The organism is Enterococcus sp. AAFC-DPL-5146 (assembly GCF_058216635.1).
Window position 1 is genome coordinate 1,798,226 of sequence record NZ_CM177103.1, and the last position, 18,936, is coordinate 1,817,161.

Consider the following 18,936-nt stretch of genomic DNA (forward strand, 5'->3'; position numbering starts at 1 on the left):
TTATGCATTTATTGTACTTTATTGCATAATATACTGCAAGAACATTACCTAATACTAAACCGAGACGATTTAAAATAATTTTACTTTGCAAATAAGGGGTGTTACTCATGACACAGGAGAGACGAATTAGCTTTAGCTGGGAAAAAAGTGATTATATGGGCTATATCGAAAAAGAGTATGAAAATGCTTATTTGGTTGTTGTTTCGGACCCGAGTCCGGATATGGAAGAGAAATATACAAATCGTATGGTTATTAGTAAAAAAGATTGTCAGACGACAGAGTAACTTCTGTTTTCAGACATTCTTAAAATCAGAGTGACTCAAAACGTTTAGCCGTTTTGAGTCACTCTCTTTTTATTTTTGTTTATACGTACTTAAAAACTCACGCATTTTTTCAGTCGTAAATTTCAAGTCTTCCATTTTTGGTAGGTAGACAATTCTAAAGTGATCAGGTTGCGTCCAATTAAATCCGCCGCCATGAACGAGTAAAATATGATGTTCGTGGAGAAAATCTAGGACAAACTTTTCATCATCATAAATATTAAAACGGGCACTATCTATTTTAGGAAAAATATAGAAAGCCGCTTTAGGTTTCACTGCCGAAAGTCCAGGAATATCATTGATTGCATTGTAAATATATTCCCTTTGTTCATAAATTCTTCCACCTGGCAATAATAGATCATCTACACTTTGGTAGCCTCCTAAAGCCGTTTGGATAATTTGCTGAGATAATACGTTTGAACATAAACGCATCGAAGCTAACATATTCAAGCCTTCAATATAACCTTTAGCATTTTTCTTATTCCCACTAAGTACCATCCACCCACAACGGAAACCAGCTACTCTATGTGATTTAGATAAACCATTTAATGTTACAACAAATAGATCCGGTGCTAATGTAGCGATTGGAATATGTGTTAACCCATCCATCACTAAGCGATCATAGATTTCATCTGAGAAAATAATCAAATCGTTTTGTCTTGCTACTTCGACGATCTGTTCAAGTATTTCTTTAGGATACAATGCTCCTGTTGGGTTATTAGGATTGATTAAAACAATTGCTTTCGTATTTGCTGTGACTTTAGCTTTGATATCATCAATATCAGGGTACCACTCCGCTTGCTCATCACAAATATAATGAACGGGATTTCCGCCAGCTAGTGACACGGATGCGGTCCATAAAGGATAGTCAGGCATCGGAACTAGCACTTCATCACCGTTATTCAATAAGCCTTGCATACACATTGAAATCAGTTCACTTACACCATTTCCAGTATAAATATCATTGATTGTTACATTTGGAAAACCTTTAACTTGGCAATATTGTTCAATTGCTTTTCTTGCAGAAAAAATACCTTTTGAATCAGAATATCCTTCTGAGTTGCGAACATTCATAATCATATCACGAACGACTTCATTTGGAGCATCAAAACCAAAAGGAGCGGGATTACCAGTATTAAGTTTCAAAATACGAATACCTTCTTCATGCATTCTGTCGGCTTCTTCTAAAACCGGTCCACGCACATCATAACTTACACCATCAAGTTTGTTGGATTTTTCAAAATTTCTCATACTGTATCCCTCATTTTCAAAATTTATATCTTTAAAGTTACGCTACTAGAACAAAAAAAGCAATGAAAAATTTGGGATTCTCTAAAAATAGTTCTTGAGTGGTTTTCAAGAAATAGTAAAATACCTAAATACTAATAGTTGGATTAGCATTTAAGTATTTTCTATCATTATTTATTTCATAGGACTAAAAAGTTTCATTCAATTTATTCCTTAGGCACATCTTCCAATGTCCAGTCCATTTTTGCTTGATATTTTCCTACAAAAGAACCGCTTGATGTTTTAAACAATAAACCTGTATTTTCTTCCCAGTCTAACGACTGGATTGGATTTGTTGTTGTTTGAGCTTTTTTGACAATAAATAACTCATTAAGCTTTAGCTCTAATTCATCTCCCTTATCAGTAATAAAAACTAACTCGCCCAAGCGATGTTCTTCATTGCCGACTTCTTCTGTCAAATTTGCCGAAAGTCTCCAATTTTTATTTTCTCCTCGAGCATCCTTAACAATGATTTGTTGATCAGATTTTCTCGATACTAATGTTTTCTTTGTAGGAATTTTATTTACTCCAAAATCAAAATTTGGAACATTTTGAAATCCTAGCTCACCTGCTATAATAGCTACTTCTATTTTATAATCATTTTGAACTATTTTACCTGATAAAAGATGTTCCTCTACTCTAACAGTCGCATTTTGTTTCCCTGTTTTAGAAGTATCCGGATAATTGACAAACTTTACGCCATTGAGTCTTTCATAATCATATAATTCGAAATACTTAGCTAAATTATTTTTCAAATCTCGGTCAAGCTCTTCCTTAGTTGTACCCAATGTTATTGAAGCTGTTTTACTTTTTAACTGATTGACGTGGACTGGCCGCAAGCCGCTTTTACTTACTTCATAAAAACTAGTATTATCAATATAATTTTCTTGTGGTACATGATCTTTCCCATTACTCCACAACAGAATCATTTTAACCCAGTTCAGTACTTCTTGATGCCAAACTTTTATCAAGTCTCCTTCTTTTACTTCTTGAGCTTTAAATTTCGTGTAGGCAGTGTCTACCTTGTCAGTCCCTTGAATTTTTGTATCATAATACGAGGAAATACTGCTCAAGTTACTTACAGCTTCGGTTGGTGTATGTAGTGAAAGTTTCATATAATCTGTAAATCTTTCGTTAACTTCGGGTAGATAAGTACTAATTTTCATGCGGGAGGCATCTAAATAATAAGGTTGTTCGTTATAATGATTCACCGTTAGGCCTAATACAGGTTGGTGATTTGCACCCCTTAGTGCTAATGTATCTCCATAACTAACTACCATTGGAACGGTTACCGTTGTTTCAGCTTTACTTGGTAAAACACTGACTTTTACATTAAACGTGTATTCTCCAATTAGATTAGCCGTGTTAGTTGTTTCATAAGTAACTGTATAATTCGTTTCAGGTACTAGCTCACCATCCGACTTCACATTTTTCACGAAGTTTTTGGCTTCATAATGATTAGTTCCTGCCCCTAAAGGTGTATTAAATGGAATTGCTTCCGCTGTGATTGTTGGTTTATTTTCCATTTTTGAACTTGATTCAGCATATACAATCTTTCCATTTAAGCAAAAAATTAGTACTATCAAAAAAATAAAAATACTTGCTTATTATATTTACTCACACGCCTCATCCTTTTTATGTTTTAATACTAATATTCTACTCTATCAAAAAAGAAATTTCTAACTCTAATATTATCTTTTTTTGTACAAAATTATGATTTTTTGGATAAAAAAAGATATTTTCCATTTATTTTTAATAATATATTTTTTATTACATGAATTACCTGATTTTTCTAAATTGTTACTATCAAAAATTAATTAGACTAAAAACCGCACAATGCTTAAAAATGCAAGGTGCGGTTTTTGAGAAGTAATTGAAGCTATCAATTATTGAAAATTAAATGCATTAAAACATCAATTCTTCGGATTTTCAATGACGTTGACAACTGCCAAAATGGAAGGACATCGTTCTTTCGATTCATGATTCTTCCATTTTATATTTATAGACCCTTGCTTCATAAGGCGCAAAAATCGTGTGTTGATGAATCGTGTGACTATCAAGATTACATAATTCAAGAGTCCAATCTTCTATTCGAACATTTTCAGGCAAATCAGCAGAAGCAAAATCCTTTGACAAATTGATGATGACTACAAATCGTTCGTCACCTAAGCGTCTACCATACACAAATAGTTGCGGATGCTCTGGTAAGTAAAGTTTATAGTTGCCGTATATCAATGCTTCATTTTCAGCTCTTAACTGGATAACCTTTTTGTAAAAATTTAAAATAGAGTCTGAATCAGCTAGTTCATCTAAGACATTAACTTCTTGCTTATTTGGATTAATCACCATCCATGGTTTTCTTTTTGAAAAACCAGCATATTCTTCCGCTGTCCATTGCATTGGTGTTCGTGAATTGTCTCTTGCTGTTCTGCGAATCACTTTCATTGCTTTTACAGGATCAACCCCAGCATGGATCATTTCATGGTAAAAATTTTTGGTATCTACTGCATCAATATCATCGATTGAAGCAAATGGCATATTCGTCATGCCAATTTCTTGTCCCTGATAAATAAATGGAGTTCCTTGCAGTAAGAGAAATGTTAAGGCTAAGGCTTTGGCCGATGCTTTCCAAAATACCGTTTCTTCACTACCAAAACTTGACACAGATCTTGGAATATCATGATTTTCCATATACAGTGCATTCCAACCTTTGCCATCTGCTAAAGCTTCTTGCCATCTAGTGATCGCATGTTTGAAATGAACCACATCCAATGTTTCTTGTTCGTCTTTATTCCAAAGTGATATGTGGTCAAATTCAAATAGCATATTGAAATAGCCATCTGTTTCTCCTACCCATTGGGAAGCTTGCTCTGCACTAACCCCATTGGCTTCTCCAACCGTCAAGATATCTCTTTTTCTAAAAATATCTCTTAACTCTTCCAAGTGGATTTCAATTCCAGGAACATTTTTGAATGAATCGAATGGATCATTTGTAGATTTTGTTTCCAAAGGGGCTTTTTTTATATGAGAAATTGCATCAACACGAAAGCCATCAATTCCCTTATCTAGCCACCAATCAATCATTGAAAATAGCTCTCTTTTTACGCGAGGATTTTCCCAATTAAGATCTGGTTGTTCTTTAGCAAAAACATGTAGGTAATATTGATTGGTCGTTTCATCATATTCCCAAGCAGAACCGCCAAAAATCGAAACCCAGTCATTGGGTGGACCACCCATTCTTCCATCAGCCCAAATATAATAGTCTCTATAATCGTCTTTAATAGAAGATCTTGATTCTAAAAACCAAGAATGCTGATTAGAGGTATGATTAATAACCAAATCCATAATAATCCTGATTCCCATTTCATGGGCTTCTTTCAATAATAAGTCAAACTCTTCCATCGTTCCAAAGGTTGCAAGTATTTTTTGATAATCACTGATGTCATATCCATTGTCTACATTAGGAGATTCATAGATAGGGGTAATCCAGATAAATCCCACTCCTAAATCTTTAAGGTAGTCTAATTTTGAGCGAATACCATTCAAATCACCAATACCGTCACCATTTGTATCCATAAAACTACTTGGATAGATCTGATAACCAACTGCTTCTTTCCACCAAGTGCGCTTGATTGTCATATGTATCACTCCATTTTATCTTCGTCTTTCATTACATTATATAAGATGGAAAGAAAAAGCGTATCTGAAATGCATACTATTATGTGTAACTTTAGAAATAAGCGCTTCTAAGCATTCAGATGGAAATACCAAAACAACTTTGCTATAGTTAAGATGTTTGAATAATATATTTAGAGGTGGATAATGAAAAAATTAGTTAGAGTTAGTATGTCTTATATGATTTTTGGATTATTAGCAGGTATTTTTTATCGTGAATTTACGAAATGGAATGATTTTACTGGTGAAACACAACTGGGTGTCTTACACACTCATATTTTGATTTTAGGCATGTTCTTTTTCTTAATTGTTTTACTTTTAGAAAAGAACTTCCAATTAACTAAAGAAAAAAACTATAAGAAATTCTACATTATATACAATATGGGATTGGGAATAACATTGTTAATGATGATTGTTCGTGGTATTTTACAAGTGTTGGCTTATCCTGAATCAGCAGCTATTTCAGGTATTGCTGGACTGGGTCATATCATCATTACTGTGGGATTAGCATACTTCTTCCAAGTTTTGTTTAAAGCTGTTAAAGAATAAAAAATAAAAAAACCTTTTTCTTTTAAAATAGAAAAAGGTTTTTTTATCTTTTATGCGGCCAAGAAGACTCGAACTTCCACGGGATTACTCCCACCAGCCCCTCAAGCTGACGCGTCTGCCATTCCGCCATGACCGCAATTCATATAATAATATCAGTTATAATAACTACTTGTTTCATGTAGAGAATTCAGTAAAAAACTACACTAGCCACGTAAGCCTATGATAGAATACGCTTCTGTTTTTGTCAATATTCTCAAAGATATTTACTGTTAAAAAGACCGCGCCAGCCTTTAGGCTCAATGCGTTCTTTGTTAAATGTCGTTATTTATTCAGTCTCTTCTATGACTGCATAGAAATAGCTATAAACAAATTGAATAGTGGCTCCGTTTAGAATAGCTGATTGACTTAGAAATTCATCATTAAACTCTGGCTTTTTCATCCAAGCATATAAAAAACTGTTGAAACTCCAACTTCTTCAGTAATTTGCTTATTTGTCATGCCCATTTGTGACTTTTTAATCAATAGATCAATTGCTTTCAACTGTTCATCAGTTAATTTCTTTTTGTATATCTGTATTCCTTCACCCTTCCCCATAAATCATTTTCATACAGAAAACAGCCTAGCCAGATGATTAACTGATCAGAATGCTTTTTTCTGCGATAGAAGTAATTAGCTGTGACAGCTATACTTACTACTATGATTTACAGAAAGGATTTCAAGAGTTATTATTGCAAAACCACTCAAAAAGAATCCAGTGTTTGTTTTTGTTTATCGAATACTTGTATTACTTTCTTCCCAAATTGACCTTTTACTGTTTCTTGTAACCCAGTTGTTGCTTTTGAAATGGCTTTTTGTCCAGATTTACTTTCTTGTTCACCTAGTCGCATCGTTTTCTCTTTCTTCAGTTCTTTAGTCTGAAACCCAGAACGACCAATTGCTCTTATTTTAGTTTTTTGGACATTTTTCCTATATTCTTTCATTATTTTTTCTAACGCTTCTAACATATCAATCCCCTTTTTTTAACCTCTGCAACTCTTTCCGATATCCTTGTTCTAATTCTTCTTGCCGATTCAGCACCTTTTTCTTTTCCTTGTCTAGTGCTAGCATCAGTTCTTCTTCCAAACGAGATAATTCCATTCGAGTCTCATTTAACACTTCATCGTTCTCAGTAATATCAGATAATAAATAACGGATTTCTGAATAAGCATCTTCTGCTACTTGTTGTCCTTGTCTCTGAAAATGTTTGATATCATCTTCTTGTTCTTCTAATTTCCGTCTATTATTTTGATACTCTTTTACTAGTTGCTCTTCTTTATCCATCTGATCACTTTCCATTACCCCAATTGTCGAGCTAATTCTTGGTCTCTTTGAACTAATTCGGCTATTTTGCCCCTAATTTCAGAAGTTAACTGATTAAATTGTTCATTCATTTTTTTTGCTTTAGCTATCTTTTCTCTAAATAATTCACTCGGCTCTGTTACAATACTATGTTCTGAGCTACCTGTTGATTCCAATACTTCCATTACTTCTCCATGGCTCAAATCAGGGACATCACTAAATGCTTTTGAATACATTTTCTGCCACAGTTCTTCTAATTCTGTTGTCCCATCTTGATAAATTTTAACCGTATTAGTCATCACTACTTCAAATTCAGAAGAGGTATATTGAACAACAGCTAGTGCTTGACTGTTATTCAAATAAATTTGTTCATTCGTTGAAAGGCCTCCGCTACTGGACTTAAATTTTTTCTTCAATAATTCTAACGTATACATGCTTAAAATAAATTGATTTTTCAATTGACGTTCTGCTTGCTCTTGTATTGCCTTTTTATTGTAGCCATTTTTAGGAATGATTAAATTCCCTTTATTATCAAACTTCCATACGCTTAAACTGTGATAAGTTAGTGGATTATCTAAACCCAATTCAAGACTTACTTTAATCTGTGCCCCAGTTCCATTTCCCATTAAATTACCAATGGCACTATCTCCACGATTACGATAATTGGTTAACATACCAGGATTATTTTTGATCCATTCTTTTGCTTTTGGAGATAATATTCCGTATGGATCTGGACCATTAAAGCCAACGTTTCGCCACTGATTTTCTGCTGCAATCATTAGCGCTAGATATTCACCTAAAGAATGCCCTGTCGTCGTTATTATAGCATTCGGGTATTTTGCTTTTATGTCATCTGCGAAATTTTGGGCAGTGATTGCTTGTCCATCAGTTTTATTATAGGGATCTAGAGCTAGCTGTTTATCTCCTCCAGCAACTGTTTGTATATCCGTTGCTCGATCTTTTGAATCTCCAAAGTTTGTACCTGCAAAAGCAATGACAACCTCTGATGTGTCTACCTTTCCATTTTTTATAGGAGCTACTGCCATAGCTTGCATGCCGTTTTCTGTGTTGTCTTCCACTTTTAGTACTTTATAATCTTGAGACAAATCTTTATCTTCAAAGATTTGCCCATTTTTTACAGGAAGGCGTCCTTCTTTTTCTTCTCTTGCAACATCTCCGGCATAGGCTTTGTCAGCTAGGTAATTATAATCTTTATCGGTTACCATACTCTCCTCCATAATTTATATTAATATTACTTAAATCTAAAGAAGAATCTTTTTTCTCTCTCTTTTCTAAATGAAAATCATTTTTATTATAAGCTAAATGAAAATCATCCTTCTTTTCTAATTCGTTTAAATCAAATTGGATAATTGAATTAGAATTAACTATCACAACTACATGCCAAGTACCCGTTTCTTTTATTTGAGAAAATCTGCCAAACTCAATTTCTTTTATATCTTCATACGTTTGAGTTATGAATAATGCAATTTCCTTCTTAACACCTAGCTCTTTTTGTTCATTTTTATTATTGTCCATATACATTTTCCCACCGATTCCTATAATCAATATTGTAACTATTAAAGAAATAACAATAATTTTTCTTTTCTCCAATTATCCCCCACCTACCTAAAAGTTAATTATACATTACAATAAATCACAAGTAAATATCATGCGTTAAAAAATAAAATAACAAAAATTTCTTGTCAATAAAAAAATGGAAGTGCTCTATGTAACTGAACACTTCCACACTATTCTTCTCTATTAATTTTCCAGTACCATTTTCTTCTTAAGTATATCTGAGCGTGCTATAACATCATCATTCTGATAATGAACTTCAATAAATGATTTTATCTCTGGATCAGCACCATATAAAAGACCTCTTACTTTCCCAGACATATTTAAACCGTAGTCATTGGTAATTTGCAGTTTTTCTTCATCAGTGTAGGCTTTTACATCAATTGATTACTGTAGCAATTACACCTTCTGACCATTTACCCAACTCATCAGCAGCTATTTACTACTTGCCCTCTTTGATTCTACTTTTAAGTATTCATCAGTCTAAACTTGTAATATATTTGAGTAGAAGTATGCCACCTTCTTACTAAACTGCCTCACAATAGTTTTTGTCATGGAAGTTTCATTTTAATACCCCTACAGGAAAATCATTATTCTCCATGTTTACGGTGTAACTATTATTATATGTTAAAATTTTCACTTCTTCTTTTACTGCATTTTATGTTTGTTTATCACCAACAAACTCAAGTAAATTAATGTACGTATGAATGTTTTTCATGTAAAAAGCTTCGCCAGTTATCAAATAGCCAAGCAAATTTTTCAAGTATTCAACATTTAATGCAAAGTAATAATCTTTATTACTTCTATCAAGTATTTTAGTTTTCTTTAGATAGTTCTTCGCCGCAACAAAATCTTTCCTAGAATTTCCAACTATCGTTTCTGTTTATACTCATACACCTGACACAGTTCTTCATAAGCCAATTGAACAGATTCAGGGATTTCCACCACACCTATATAATTACTTCCATTGGGTCCATATCCATTTTCGTCATTTCTTAATCGACGAATTTCACCTAAAACGAGAGAAAGAAAATAATCCTTATTCCATAAACCGTTAAGACGGTCGTCTTCAAAAGTGATCGTTTCCTCAATAGTTTTGACAATAGGAACAATTGGCACACAATTAGTGAATTGCGCATTGGTTTCTTGCCATTCTTTTTGAAATGTTGCTTTGATTCTTCTTTGCAACATAGGATCTTCTAACAACAAAACATTTCTAGGATTCAAACCAGCTTCTTTTACCTTATTCAATGCAAAAACCGCATTCTCACCAGAATTTGTTGATTTAGTTTCAGTTAAAAATAGATCTGTATCTAAATGATAGTTTAACTTGAAATACTCCAAATACATTTCCGTTTCACTAGCATCACTAACATTAATTCCCCAGTTTTTAAAATTCTCTCTCAAAAATGGTGTGGCATGACCGACACCTCCTACAAGCATAAATGCAGAAGCTCTTTTTTGTTCATATAAATGAATCATCTCATCTGCAAGATAAGGGAGACTATTTCCAGCTAAGATAGCTAAATCATAGTTTCCAGTCATTTTTTCTTTTGCAGCTAAATAGTTGATAACTTCATTCCAGTGCTGAATCATGTCCTCATCCCTGCCTTATAAATGACGAGAAAAAACAACAACTCCGCTTTACTTCGATTACATCACTTTAATGAAATTAATGTAATCGAAGTAAAGTAAAGATTGTTGTAAAACACAGTAAACCAACGGATCTTTATAGTGAAAATCCTGTTTTTCTTGTCATTTTCGTAATTTTTTCTTTCTCTAATCTGACGGCTTTTATCTATGCCTGTCCGATTACTACTTATTTATTTGGACTTAATTCCACAAGCTTTCCACGGCATTTTCCGCAAACAAAACGTTGTATATTGATTCTACGTTTTCTTAAAATCAAGGTTTCGCATTTTTCACATTGATATTGATGATAGGACCGCGGTTTTTGTTCTACTAAAGGACGAACATATCGACTGCCACCTGTTTTTTTTAATAATGTTTTAAAATCAATATCTTTGTGTTGATAGCCTTTACCTTCAATATGAAGATGGTAATGACAGAGTTCATGTTTGATTACATTTATCAATTCATTTTCACCATAAATCTCAAAAACTTTTGGATTAAAATCAATATTATGAGAACCTAAATGATACCGTCCACCCGTTGTTTTTAAACGCCGATTAAAATATGCTTTGTGTCGAAAAATTTTCCCAAAAGAAGTGACTGAGATTTCTTCTACCAGTTTTTGTAATTCTTCATCTGTTAATTCTTGTTTTGTTGGTTTTTCTTCTTTAGAAAAACGATTCAAAATCAATCTTTCCTTTCAGTTTGCGGCAACATCGTTAAACTAATGCGCCCTTTCTTCATATCGACATCTTCCACCCAAACAGTAACTACATCTCCTACAGCAACAACATCTGTCGGGTGCTTAACAAACTTCGCGCTTAATTTAGAAATATGCACTAATCCATCTTGTTTTACACCGATATCTACAAAGGCACCGAAATCAATTACATTACGAACCGTTCCTTGTAACTCCATTCCTGGTTTAAGGTCTTCCATCGATAGGACATCTTTTCTTAAAAGAGGTGCAGGCATTTCATCACGCATGTCTCTTCCAGGTTGAACTAGAGCTGCAACAATATCTTTTAATGTTTCCGTTCCGATAGACAGTTCTGTTTCAAGTTGCTTCAAAGATAAGCCTTTGATGTTTTCAGCAGCTTCTGAGGTTCCAAGCTCTGCTAGTTTAACGTTGGCTTTTTCTAGTATTCCTTTGGCAATATCGTAACTTTCAGGATGAATTCCTGTATTGTCTAAGATATTTTTTCCATTTGGAATCCGCAAGAATCCAATCGCTTGTTCATAGGCTTTTGGTCCTAAACGAGGAACTTTTTTCACTTGATTACGAGCTGTAAACGCTCCATTTTCATCACGATATGTGACTAAGTTTTGAGCGGTTGTTTTATTTAATCCAGAAATATGCTGCAATAGTTGAGCGCTAGCTGTATTTACATTGACACCAACTTGGTTAACTGCTGTTTCTACGACAAAATCCAATTGCTCTGCTAAACGTTTTTGAGAAACGTCATGCTGGTATTGACCAACTCCGACTGCTTTAGGATCGATTTTTACTAATTCAGCTAATGGATCTTGTAAGCGTCGAGCAATACTAACAGCACTTCTTTCTTCTACTTGAAGGTCTGGAAATTCTGTTCGTGCTACTTCACTTGCGGAATAAACAGAGGCACCTGCTTCATTAACGATCACATAAAAAACTTCTCGTTTGATTTGTCTTAACTGCTCTGCCACAAACAATTCTGATTCACGGCTAGCTGTTCCATTACCGATAGCTACCATTTCAACTTGATGATCTTCAATCAACTTGTTAAAGGCAGGACCGGCTGCAGCACGTTTTTCCCCTGAAGCTGGTTTATGAGGATAAATCACTTGGATAGCTAGAACTTTCCCAGTAGCATCAACAATAGCTAGTTTACAACCTGTGCGATAAGCTGGGTCAAATCCTAAGACCACTTTCCCTTTTAATGGTGGCTGAAGCAACAGATTACGTAAGTTTTCACCAAAGATATTAATCGCTTGTTCATCAGCTTTTTCAGTTAATTCATTGCGAATTTCACGCTCAATTGCTGGACCAATAAATCGTTTGTAACTGTCTAGATAAGCTGTTTCAACATAAGCAGCCGTTGGCGATTGCTTATTATCTCCAATCAATTGGCGCTCCAGATAAGAACTAATTTTATCTTCTTCTATTAAAAGAGTCACTTTTAAAATGTCTTCTTTTTCGCCGCGATTCGTCGCTAAAACTCTATGAGAAACCATTTTACTTACTGGTTCAGAAAAATCATAATACATTTCATAAACGGATTTTTCATCTTTCTCTTCATCCTTGACGGTGCTGACATACTGACCATGTTTAAAAGTGAAGTCACGAATCCATGAACGAAACTTCGGTTCATCAGATACTCGTTCAGCTATGATTTCATGAGCACCTTGTAATGCCATTTCAGCTGAATCAACCTCTTTTTCTAGATCGACATATTGTTCAGCCTCTACTACTACATCCCCTTGTGCTGGAAAACTCATTAACCAGTCAGCTAAAGGTTCTAATCCTTTTTCTTTAGCAATGGTAGCTTTTGTGCGTCGCTTTTGTTTATACGGGCGATATAGATCTTCTACTTGCTGCATTTTTGTGGCTTTTTGAATGGATTTAGCCAATTCTTCCGTCAGTTTGCCCTGTTCTTCAATCAGTCTTAAGACTTCTTCTTTACGTTTTTCTAGATTGCCTAAATACGTATAGCGTTCTTCGATTTCACGAATTTGCACTTCATCTAAACTGCCAGTCATCTCTTTACGGTAACGGGCAATAAAAGGAACAGTGTTTCCTTCACTTAGCAAAGTCAGCACTGTAGTTATTTGTTTGGGACGATATTCTGTCAATTCTTTTTGAAGTAAATCAACTACTTCTTGGTTATAAGATTCCGCCATATTTTCATACCTCTCTTCATTAGCATACTCTTTCATTTTAGCATATTTCCCCTTTGAAATATAGGAAGAGGTAAAAGCTTAAAAAGGCTTTAAAAGATTCTACTAAAAATGAACAGTTAAAAATCAGGCTGCCATGGTCCATTTAAATTTTGGTATTCAATGTCTTGTACAATCCCTTTTTGGTCGAAAATCACACCATGAACAGAACCACCGAAAACAGCTCCTCCATCAATGCCGATTTTATCATCAGAAAGCCATAAATCTGTCGTTTCCATATCCCCATGAAGCATTGGTGTGATCGTATGACCAAAGACAATTTTTTTACCAGTCTTGTTCTTCCCTTTATGAAAAGCCTCTCTAATCCAGATAAAATCATGAGAACTAGTTTCATGCCAATCTTTTTTCGTTAAGTCGACACCTGCATGAACAAAGATATAGTCATTCCACTCAAAATACAATGGAAGTTGTGTCAAAAAGTCTATTAACTCTTTGTATCGGCTGCGAATCATCATGGCAATTTCTGTTGGTGAGTACTCTTCCGCAGCTCCTTTATGAAGCAAACTTTCCATTGTCTCTTTTCCCCCATTACGGACATAACTGGTAAACCAATCTTCAGGTTTATTTAAAAACTGCAGTAAATATTCTTCGTGGTTTCCTCTAAGATAAACTGCTCCATAGACTTCAACTAATTCTTTTCCAAGTAGGAAACTTTCTTTTGTTTTTGGTCCTCGATCGTTTAGATCACCAATTAGGACCAATTGATGCATAGACTCGTCATAATACTGAACTAACTCTTCAAATAAATCATATTCTCCATGTATATCACTGATTGCGTAGACAAATTCTTTCATTGTCCTATCTCCTTTTCAGCATTCTTTTATTTATTATAACGCAAGAAACAAAAAGAGTTTCTCAAAAAGAGTTTTTTTGAATCACATTATTTACCCAGAAGATGTATCAATAGAAAATGAACACAATACAACTGACGAAAAACTTTTGAACTATTCTCCATTTTCACAAAAATAATTCTTTCAAATAATCAGCTTTAATTGTCAGAATATTCTTGACAAAGATAATGAAATCTTATAATATAAACTAAAGGTAACTTTTATCTAACTTTTAGAACGATAAATAATTATGGTATTTCCATCTAAGGATGGTTAAAATAAACATTAAAACTAATCATTGGAGGTGAAAATCATGTTTGAACTTTTGGGAATTGGGATTATTATTGGAATTACTATTCGTTTTTAGTAATTTTTGAGACCAAAAATAATTTATAAAAAATACGAAATGAGTAAATTCACTACTTATTTCGTATTTTTATTTTCCAAAAATCATCAATTTAGGAATAGTTAAAACATTAAAACTAATCTTAGACTTTTCATTAGAAAGAGAGTAAACTTACATAAATGACGGCATGTCATAAAATTAGTAGAAATGAGCTGAAATGTATGAAGAAAAAAACAATTTTCGGTATTCTTGCAGTCATAGTTATTGCCATCGTTATTTTCTTGCTTGTTCAAGGAAATTCCGGAAAAAGTAAAGCAATCACTGTTAGAACAGGTGAAGTAAAAAAAGAAACAATCGTTGAAAAACTATCAACAACAGGAACCTTAATTCCAAACCAAACTCAATCACTTATTGGTACAGGTAACGTTATTGATGTTAACGTCAATGTGGGTGATAAAGTAGAAAAAGACAAAGTTTTAGCAACTTATGACAATGGTTTACAATTAGTTGCCTCTTTCAACGGCACTGTCACTCAAGTAAACATTAAATCAAAACAACCTGACAATAATGCCCAACAAGGAAAACCTTCTATCCAAGTAGATGATTTGTCTACATTAAAGGTTCAACTGGAATTATCTAACTCTGAAGCCTCTGCAGTAGCAATTGATCAAAAAGCCGAAATCTCAAATAGCAATCAAATATTTCCTGGTAAAGTTGCTGAAAAAGATCCCGTTGCAGTCAATGCGCAATCAGCTGCTGGAACAACCGCAAGCTTAGGCGCCGTTGTAGTATTTGATCACACACCAGAAAATCTTTTTGCAGGGTTTGACGTTGATGTAGATATCACAACAAATAAGGTTGAAGAGGCGATTGCCTTACCAATTGAAGCCTTAACCTATAATGCTAAAAATGACCCCATCGTATATGTTGTCAAAGATGGTAAAGCCAAAGAAACAAAAATTGAGATTGGGATTCAATCTGATACATTAATTCAAGTGAAAAATGGATTAAAAGAAAACGAAACAGTGATTCTTTCACCCAGCTCAGATGTCAAAAACAATACTGAAGTAACCAAAGAATAGAAGGTGAGACGATGATTGATTTAAAAGATGTAGTAAAAATCTACCGTACTGGCGGAGAAGAATTAGAAGCTTTAAAAAACGTTTCTCTGCATATCGCTGAAGGTGAATTTACGTCTATAATGGGACCTAGTGGTTCTGGTAAATCGACGATGATGAACATTCTTGGCTTACTGGACCGTTTTGACAAAGGTACTTATCATTTAAATGGGCAAGATGTTACTAATCTGACTAGTAATGAAAGTGCTCATGTTAGAAATAAAGAAATTGGTTTTGTCTTTCAATCCTTTAATTTGATGCCTCGCATGTCCATTTTAGATAATGTGGCTCTACCAATGGTTTACTCAGGTATTTCTGCTAAAGAACGAAAAGAACGAGCCTTAGAGGCTTTGAGAAAAGTCGGTTTGGCTGATCGTGTCTCCCACCGTCCAAATGCTATTTCAGGTGGACAAAAACAACGGGTTGCCATAGCTCGAGCAATCGTAAATAATCCTGCTGTTTTGATGGCTGATGAGCCGACAGGGAATTTAGACTCAAAAACTACGCTGGAAATCATGAAGATTTTCCAAGATTTAAATGATACCGGTACAACAGTGGTAATGGTTACCCACGAACCAGATGTCGCTCAATATACTAAACGAATCGTGTCGTTTAGAGATGGAGAAATCATTGATGACCAACCAGTGAAAGATCGAAAAACATTATAGAAAGGAGCCGTTTTTATGGGAATTATTGAAAGTTTCAAAATGGCGATCGATAGTATTTTAGCCAATAAAATGCGTTCGTTTCTAACCATGCTAGGAATTATCATCGGGATCGCAGCCGTTATTGCTATTTTGGCAGTAGGCAATGGCGCCACCAGTCAAATTACCGGTACGTTTAGCGACCTAGGAGCTTCTACGATTTCTGTTTCTACTAGCAGAGATGCTACCGACAGCCAAAAAATTACTAGTAAAGATATCAAAGCATTAAAAGATGGGATTCCCCAAATCGATCATCTCTCTCCTGTTGTTTCTATTCAAGCGGTCGCTGCTGCCAATGAAAAATCAAAACCTACGTTGATTATGGCAGGAACACCTGATTTACAATATACCAATCAAACAATGGATAAAGCGATTGTCTATGGCCGTTATTTCAATACAACAGAATATTCGGAAAGCAGTAAAGTAGCTGTAATTAGCGCTGATACCGCTCGTTATTTTTTTAATGGACGTGAAAATGTCGTTGGTGAAAAAATCAACTTGCGAGGACAAAAAGGACAAATCAGTGTCCGGATCATCGGTGTGACTAAAAGCACGATAGAAAAGATGGTCGGCTCTTTTGATGAAGAAGAAATAATGGGCTACCTCTCTATTCCGCTAACAACAGCAAATAGTCTAAATCCTGACGCAACAAAAATCACTAATTTAACGGTTATCGCCAAATCCAAAGATGATATAGATGCCGTTTCTAAGCAAATCGTAAATATTTTATCTGTTCGTCACAACACAGTAGGAGAAAAAGTATATACAGCAACTAACTTCTTACAAGCACTTGATCAAGTCAATAATGTTTTAGGATTATTCATCAACTTTATCGCAGCAGTTGCTGCAATCGCTCTTCTTGTAGGAGGAATTGGTGTGATGAATATTATGCTGGTTTCTGTCACCGAACGAACCAGAGAAATTGGGACAAGAAAAGCTTTAGGCGCAACTGACAGCAACATCTTATTCCAATTTCTGACTGAATCTGTTATCTTATGCTTAATAGGCGGTTTAATTGGATTGACTTTAGGAGCAATCTTGGCTGTTACTGTTGCTAGTGCTTTAGACATTACTCCTCAATTCACGTTAGGCTCAATCGTTGCTGTACTTTTATTCTCAAGTGCGATCGGTATTTTCTTCGGTGTTTATCCCGCAAGAAAAGCAGCAAAACTTGACCCTATTGAAGCGTTACGTTACGAATAATTAAGATTATTCTAGTAAAAAAAATCAGGATGAGAATTGTTTTTCTCTCCTGATTTTTTATTTACACTTCTTTTATCATTCTAGAGGAAATAAGGTCAAATAACTCCTTTGGAATTTGAAAATGCCCAAATCTTAATCTTGAACGATACTCCTGCCATAATGGGTCGTTTGCAACGGCTTGCAATGGAACTGTCTCAATATTTTTCACAAAGGTAACATTTTTTCTGTAAGGAATAAAACCAGGTGCCATTTCAACTAAATAAGTGTCTCCTGCCAAAATTTGTCCCATTGCAATAAACTGCTGACAAGGTTCTTTCTTCTTAAAAATTTTCTTTGGCGCGTAATAAATCAGCCAGTCTCCTTCTTTCATTTTGTTTAAAGGTGCTGATTTCCCATGACATAATTGGCAAAAACCACCTGCTACTCCAATATTCACATGATCTTCTGATGCGACACCAATCCAGTAATTCATATTATCTCTCCTTATAATTGAATTGTTTCTCTGCTGTCCATCCCTAAAATTACGATAACTTCTGAAAAATGGATTTCGTATAGTTCTAGCATGTCACCTGCTTGTTTAATGTTTTCCTCGTAATTAGGTATTTTTTGAATCCATTTCTCCGCAACATCAAAAACTGTCCGATCACTTTTTTTCACTTGAGCATCCTGAACACGTACATGATTTGTACTTGTTGTGGGAATGGTTGTAAAAGCTACATTGGGATTTGCTTGAAATTCCGTAATTTTCTGATTTCCTTTAAATGTTGAAAAGAACAGACATTTCTTGTTTTCATCATAGAAAAAGCTGACGATTCGTACATTGGGGATTTCTCCTACACTTGTGGCTAAAGCAATCTCTGTTTGTTCATTCATTATTTTTTTAAATGCTTCTGTTGTCTTCATAAAATACTTACTCCTTTATTTTTCAATTGTCTGACTGACAAGTTCATTCTAGCAAACAAACCCTGACAACAGCTTGTCAGGGTTTGCGAAAGTAATTATTTTATTAAAGTAGGCTTATAATTTTTTTAAATCCCAAGTAATGATATCCCCATCTTTTGGAAAATACTCAACGGCCATTACTTCCGCTTGTTTATCATTTATATCGTATAGCCAATATTTATTTGATTTTGCATCTTGCTGATGTCCATCGATTCCGCTAATAAAATCTTTATCCATCTCGACTTTATAGTTTGTTTCAAGGATTGTTTGAAGGGATTCATTTTTTTTGACGTTTAATTCTTTTTTATCGAATTCTTTCCCCTCTTCTTTTAAGACGATCGTTACATTAAGCAAATCTTCTTTTGTTTTTTTCGACTCTTTTGTATCTGCAGTTTTACCACATGCCCCTAATAAAAAAATAACGGTTACGATCATAGCTGTTTTTATGATTTTTTTCATTTTAATTCCACCTTTTCTGAA

20 protein-coding genes and 1 tRNA gene are annotated in these 18,936 nt (G+C 34.4%); 5 read left to right on the plus strand and 16 right to left on the minus strand.

Translation table 11 applies throughout. The features are described 5' to 3' along the window. Positions 1-107 precede the first annotated feature (107 nt). Complete coding sequence (locus AC4BB2_RS08180) at positions 108-284, plus strand: hypothetical protein (protein ID WP_490472453.1); 177 nt, start codon at positions 108-110, stop codon at positions 282-284. Between the two features lie 69 nt (positions 285-353). On the opposite strand, the gene AC4BB2_RS08185 is transcribed toward AC4BB2_RS08180, so the two are convergent. The 3 genes from AC4BB2_RS08185 to AC4BB2_RS08195 all read right to left on the minus strand — a co-directional run bounded on the left by AC4BB2_RS08185 (position 354) and on the right by AC4BB2_RS08195 (position 5,246). Next, complete coding sequence (locus AC4BB2_RS08185) at positions 354-1,571, minus strand: pyridoxal phosphate-dependent aminotransferase (protein ID WP_490472454.1); 1,218 nt, start codon at positions 1,569-1,571, stop codon at positions 354-356. 203 nt (positions 1,572-1,774) lie between these two features. Continuing rightward, a complete protein-coding gene (locus AC4BB2_RS08190; RefSeq protein ID WP_490472455.1) occupies positions 1,775-3,133 on the minus strand; it encodes a WxL domain-containing protein in 1,359 nt (452 codons plus the stop codon). Positions 3,134-3,584: 451 nt separating this feature from the next. Further along, positions 3,585-5,246, minus strand: a complete 1,662-nt coding sequence (locus AC4BB2_RS08195) for a glycoside hydrolase family 13 protein (protein ID WP_490472456.1) — start codon at positions 5,244-5,246, stop codon at positions 3,585-3,587. A 183-nt stretch (positions 5,247-5,429) separates the two neighbouring features. Between AC4BB2_RS08195 and AC4BB2_RS08200 the strand changes: the two genes are divergently transcribed. Beyond that, positions 5,430-5,831 carry a DUF2871 domain-containing protein gene (locus AC4BB2_RS08200; protein WP_490472457.1) on the plus strand — a complete coding sequence of 134 codons (402 nt, stop codon included), beginning with the start codon at positions 5,430-5,432 and terminating at the stop codon, positions 5,829-5,831. Positions 5,832-5,884: 53 nt separating this feature from the next. On the opposite strand, the gene AC4BB2_RS08205 is transcribed toward AC4BB2_RS08200, so the two are convergent. From AC4BB2_RS08205 to AC4BB2_RS08250, 10 genes are all read right to left on the minus strand, one after another. Beyond that, positions 5,885-5,967: transfer RNA gene (locus tag AC4BB2_RS08205), tRNA-Leu, on the minus strand. Positions 5,968-6,266: 299 nt separating this feature from the next. Continuing rightward, positions 6,267-6,425 carry a hypothetical protein gene (locus tag AC4BB2_RS08210; RefSeq protein ID WP_490472458.1) on the minus strand — a complete coding sequence of 53 codons (159 nt, stop codon included), beginning with the start codon at positions 6,423-6,425 and terminating at the stop codon, positions 6,267-6,269. Positions 6,426-6,571: 146 nt separating this feature from the next. Continuing rightward, positions 6,572-6,835 (minus strand): hypothetical protein, encoded by a 264-nt coding sequence (locus AC4BB2_RS08215; RefSeq protein ID WP_490472459.1) that lies wholly within the window; start codon positions 6,833-6,835, stop codon positions 6,572-6,574. 1 nt (position 6,836) lies between these two features. Next, positions 6,837-7,151 carry a hypothetical protein gene (locus tag AC4BB2_RS08220; protein ID WP_490472460.1) on the minus strand — a complete coding sequence of 105 codons (315 nt, stop codon included), beginning with the start codon at positions 7,149-7,151 and terminating at the stop codon, positions 6,837-6,839. A 14-nt stretch (positions 7,152-7,165) separates the two neighbouring features. Continuing rightward, positions 7,166-8,395 carry an alpha/beta hydrolase family protein gene (locus AC4BB2_RS08225; protein WP_490472461.1) on the minus strand — a complete coding sequence of 410 codons (1,230 nt, stop codon included), beginning with the start codon at positions 8,393-8,395 and terminating at the stop codon, positions 7,166-7,168. Further along, positions 8,382-8,780 carry a hypothetical protein gene (locus AC4BB2_RS08230; protein ID WP_490472462.1) on the minus strand — a complete coding sequence of 133 codons (399 nt, stop codon included), beginning with the start codon at positions 8,778-8,780 and terminating at the stop codon, positions 8,382-8,384. Before AC4BB2_RS08230 ends, AC4BB2_RS08225 begins: the two co-directional genes overlap by 14 nt. 834 nt (positions 8,781-9,614) lie before the next feature. After that, positions 9,615-10,340 carry a YdcF family protein gene (locus AC4BB2_RS08235; RefSeq protein WP_490472463.1) on the minus strand — a complete coding sequence of 242 codons (726 nt, stop codon included), beginning with the start codon at positions 10,338-10,340 and terminating at the stop codon, positions 9,615-9,617. A gap of 223 nt (positions 10,341-10,563) precedes the next feature. Then, positions 10,564-11,061 (minus strand): SprT family protein, encoded by a 498-nt coding sequence (locus AC4BB2_RS08240; protein WP_490472464.1) that lies wholly within the window; start codon positions 11,059-11,061, stop codon positions 10,564-10,566. Between the two features lie 2 nt (positions 11,062-11,063). Next, the gene (locus AC4BB2_RS08245; protein WP_490474684.1) at positions 11,064-13,256 is read right to left on the minus strand and encodes a Tex family protein; all 2,193 of its coding nucleotides are present in this window, start codon (positions 13,254-13,256) and stop codon (positions 11,064-11,066) included. A 116-nt stretch (positions 13,257-13,372) separates the two neighbouring features. After that, positions 13,373-14,107 carry a metallophosphoesterase gene (locus AC4BB2_RS08250; protein WP_490472465.1) on the minus strand — a complete coding sequence of 245 codons (735 nt, stop codon included), beginning with the start codon at positions 14,105-14,107 and terminating at the stop codon, positions 13,373-13,375. 603 nt (positions 14,108-14,710) lie between these two features. Here AC4BB2_RS08250 and AC4BB2_RS08255 point away from each other — a divergent pair. From AC4BB2_RS08255 to AC4BB2_RS08265, 3 genes are read left to right on the plus strand one after another with little or no spacing between them, the layout of a single operon-like run. Beyond that, entirely contained in the window at positions 14,711-15,571 is an 861-nt protein-coding gene (locus tag AC4BB2_RS08255) for an efflux RND transporter periplasmic adaptor subunit (RefSeq protein WP_490472466.1), read from the plus strand. 11 nt (positions 15,572-15,582) lie between these two features. Further along, positions 15,583-16,275: an ABC transporter ATP-binding protein gene (locus AC4BB2_RS08260; RefSeq protein ID WP_490472467.1), complete on the plus strand. Its 693-nt coding sequence runs from the start codon at positions 15,583-15,585 to the stop codon at positions 16,273-16,275. A gap of 15 nt (positions 16,276-16,290) precedes the next feature. Then, positions 16,291-17,514, plus strand: coding sequence for an ABC transporter permease (locus AC4BB2_RS08265; RefSeq protein WP_490472468.1), 1,224 nt, complete (start codon positions 16,291-16,293; stop codon positions 17,512-17,514). Positions 17,515-17,575: 61 nt separating this feature from the next. On the opposite strand, the gene AC4BB2_RS08270 is transcribed toward AC4BB2_RS08265, so the two are convergent. From AC4BB2_RS08270 to AC4BB2_RS08280, 3 genes are all read right to left on the minus strand, one after another. Then, positions 17,576-17,986 carry an EVE domain-containing protein gene (locus AC4BB2_RS08270; protein ID WP_490472469.1) on the minus strand — a complete coding sequence of 137 codons (411 nt, stop codon included), beginning with the start codon at positions 17,984-17,986 and terminating at the stop codon, positions 17,576-17,578. 11 nt (positions 17,987-17,997) lie between these two features. Next, positions 17,998-18,417: a pyridoxamine 5'-phosphate oxidase family protein gene (locus AC4BB2_RS08275; RefSeq protein WP_490472470.1), complete on the minus strand. Its 420-nt coding sequence runs from the start codon at positions 18,415-18,417 to the stop codon at positions 17,998-18,000. A 114-nt stretch (positions 18,418-18,531) separates the two neighbouring features. Further along, positions 18,532-18,915 carry a DUF4430 domain-containing protein gene (locus AC4BB2_RS08280; protein WP_490472471.1) on the minus strand — a complete coding sequence of 128 codons (384 nt, stop codon included), beginning with the start codon at positions 18,913-18,915 and terminating at the stop codon, positions 18,532-18,534. Positions 18,916-18,936: the final 21 nt, after the last annotated feature.

Bases quoted from the DNA above. Each gene is read 5' to 3' on its own strand.
- AC4BB2_RS08180 (WP_490472453.1), top strand. From the start codon at position 108: ATGACACAGGAGAGACGAATTAGCTTTAGCTGGGAAAAAAGTGATTAT.
- AC4BB2_RS08185 (WP_490472454.1), bottom strand. From the start codon at position 1,571: ATGAGAAATTTTGAAAAATCCAACAAACTTGATGGTGTAAGTTATGAT.
- AC4BB2_RS08190 (WP_490472455.1), bottom strand. From the start codon at position 3,133: ATGGAAAATAAACCAACAATCACAGCGGAAGCAATTCCATTTAATACA.
- AC4BB2_RS08195 (WP_490472456.1), bottom strand. From the start codon at position 5,246: ATGACAATCAAGCGCACTTGGTGGAAAGAAGCAGTTGGTTATCAGATC.
- AC4BB2_RS08200 (WP_490472457.1), top strand. From the start codon at position 5,430: ATGAAAAAATTAGTTAGAGTTAGTATGTCTTATATGATTTTTGGATTA.
- AC4BB2_RS08210 (WP_490472458.1), bottom strand. From the start codon at position 6,425: ATGGGGAAGGGTGAAGGAATACAGATATACAAAAAGAAATTAACTGAT.
- AC4BB2_RS08215 (WP_490472459.1), bottom strand. From the start codon at position 6,835: ATGTTAGAAGCGTTAGAAAAAATAATGAAAGAATATAGGAAAAATGTC.
- AC4BB2_RS08220 (WP_490472460.1), bottom strand. From the start codon at position 7,151: ATGGATAAAGAAGAGCAACTAGTAAAAGAGTATCAAAATAATAGACGG.
- AC4BB2_RS08225 (WP_490472461.1), bottom strand. From the start codon at position 8,395: ATGGTAACCGATAAAGATTATAATTACCTAGCTGACAAAGCCTATGCC.
- AC4BB2_RS08235 (WP_490472463.1), bottom strand. From the start codon at position 10,340: ATGATTCAGCACTGGAATGAAGTTATCAACTATTTAGCTGCAAAAGAA.
- AC4BB2_RS08245 (WP_490474684.1), bottom strand. From the start codon at position 13,256: ATGGCGGAATCTTATAACCAAGAAGTAGTTGATTTACTTCAAAAAGAA.
- AC4BB2_RS08250 (WP_490472465.1), bottom strand. From the start codon at position 14,107: ATGAAAGAATTTGTCTACGCAATCAGTGATATACATGGAGAATATGAT.
- AC4BB2_RS08255 (WP_490472466.1), top strand. From the start codon at position 14,711: ATGAAGAAAAAAACAATTTTCGGTATTCTTGCAGTCATAGTTATTGCC.
- AC4BB2_RS08260 (WP_490472467.1), top strand. From the start codon at position 15,583: ATGATTGATTTAAAAGATGTAGTAAAAATCTACCGTACTGGCGGAGAA.
- AC4BB2_RS08265 (WP_490472468.1), top strand. From the start codon at position 16,291: ATGGGAATTATTGAAAGTTTCAAAATGGCGATCGATAGTATTTTAGCC.
- AC4BB2_RS08270 (WP_490472469.1), bottom strand. From the start codon at position 17,986: ATGAATTACTGGATTGGTGTCGCATCAGAAGATCATGTGAATATTGGA.
- AC4BB2_RS08275 (WP_490472470.1), bottom strand. From the start codon at position 18,417: ATGAAGACAACAGAAGCATTTAAAAAAATAATGAATGAACAAACAGAG.
- AC4BB2_RS08280 (WP_490472471.1), bottom strand. From the start codon at position 18,915: ATGAAAAAAATCATAAAAACAGCTATGATCGTAACCGTTATTTTTTTA.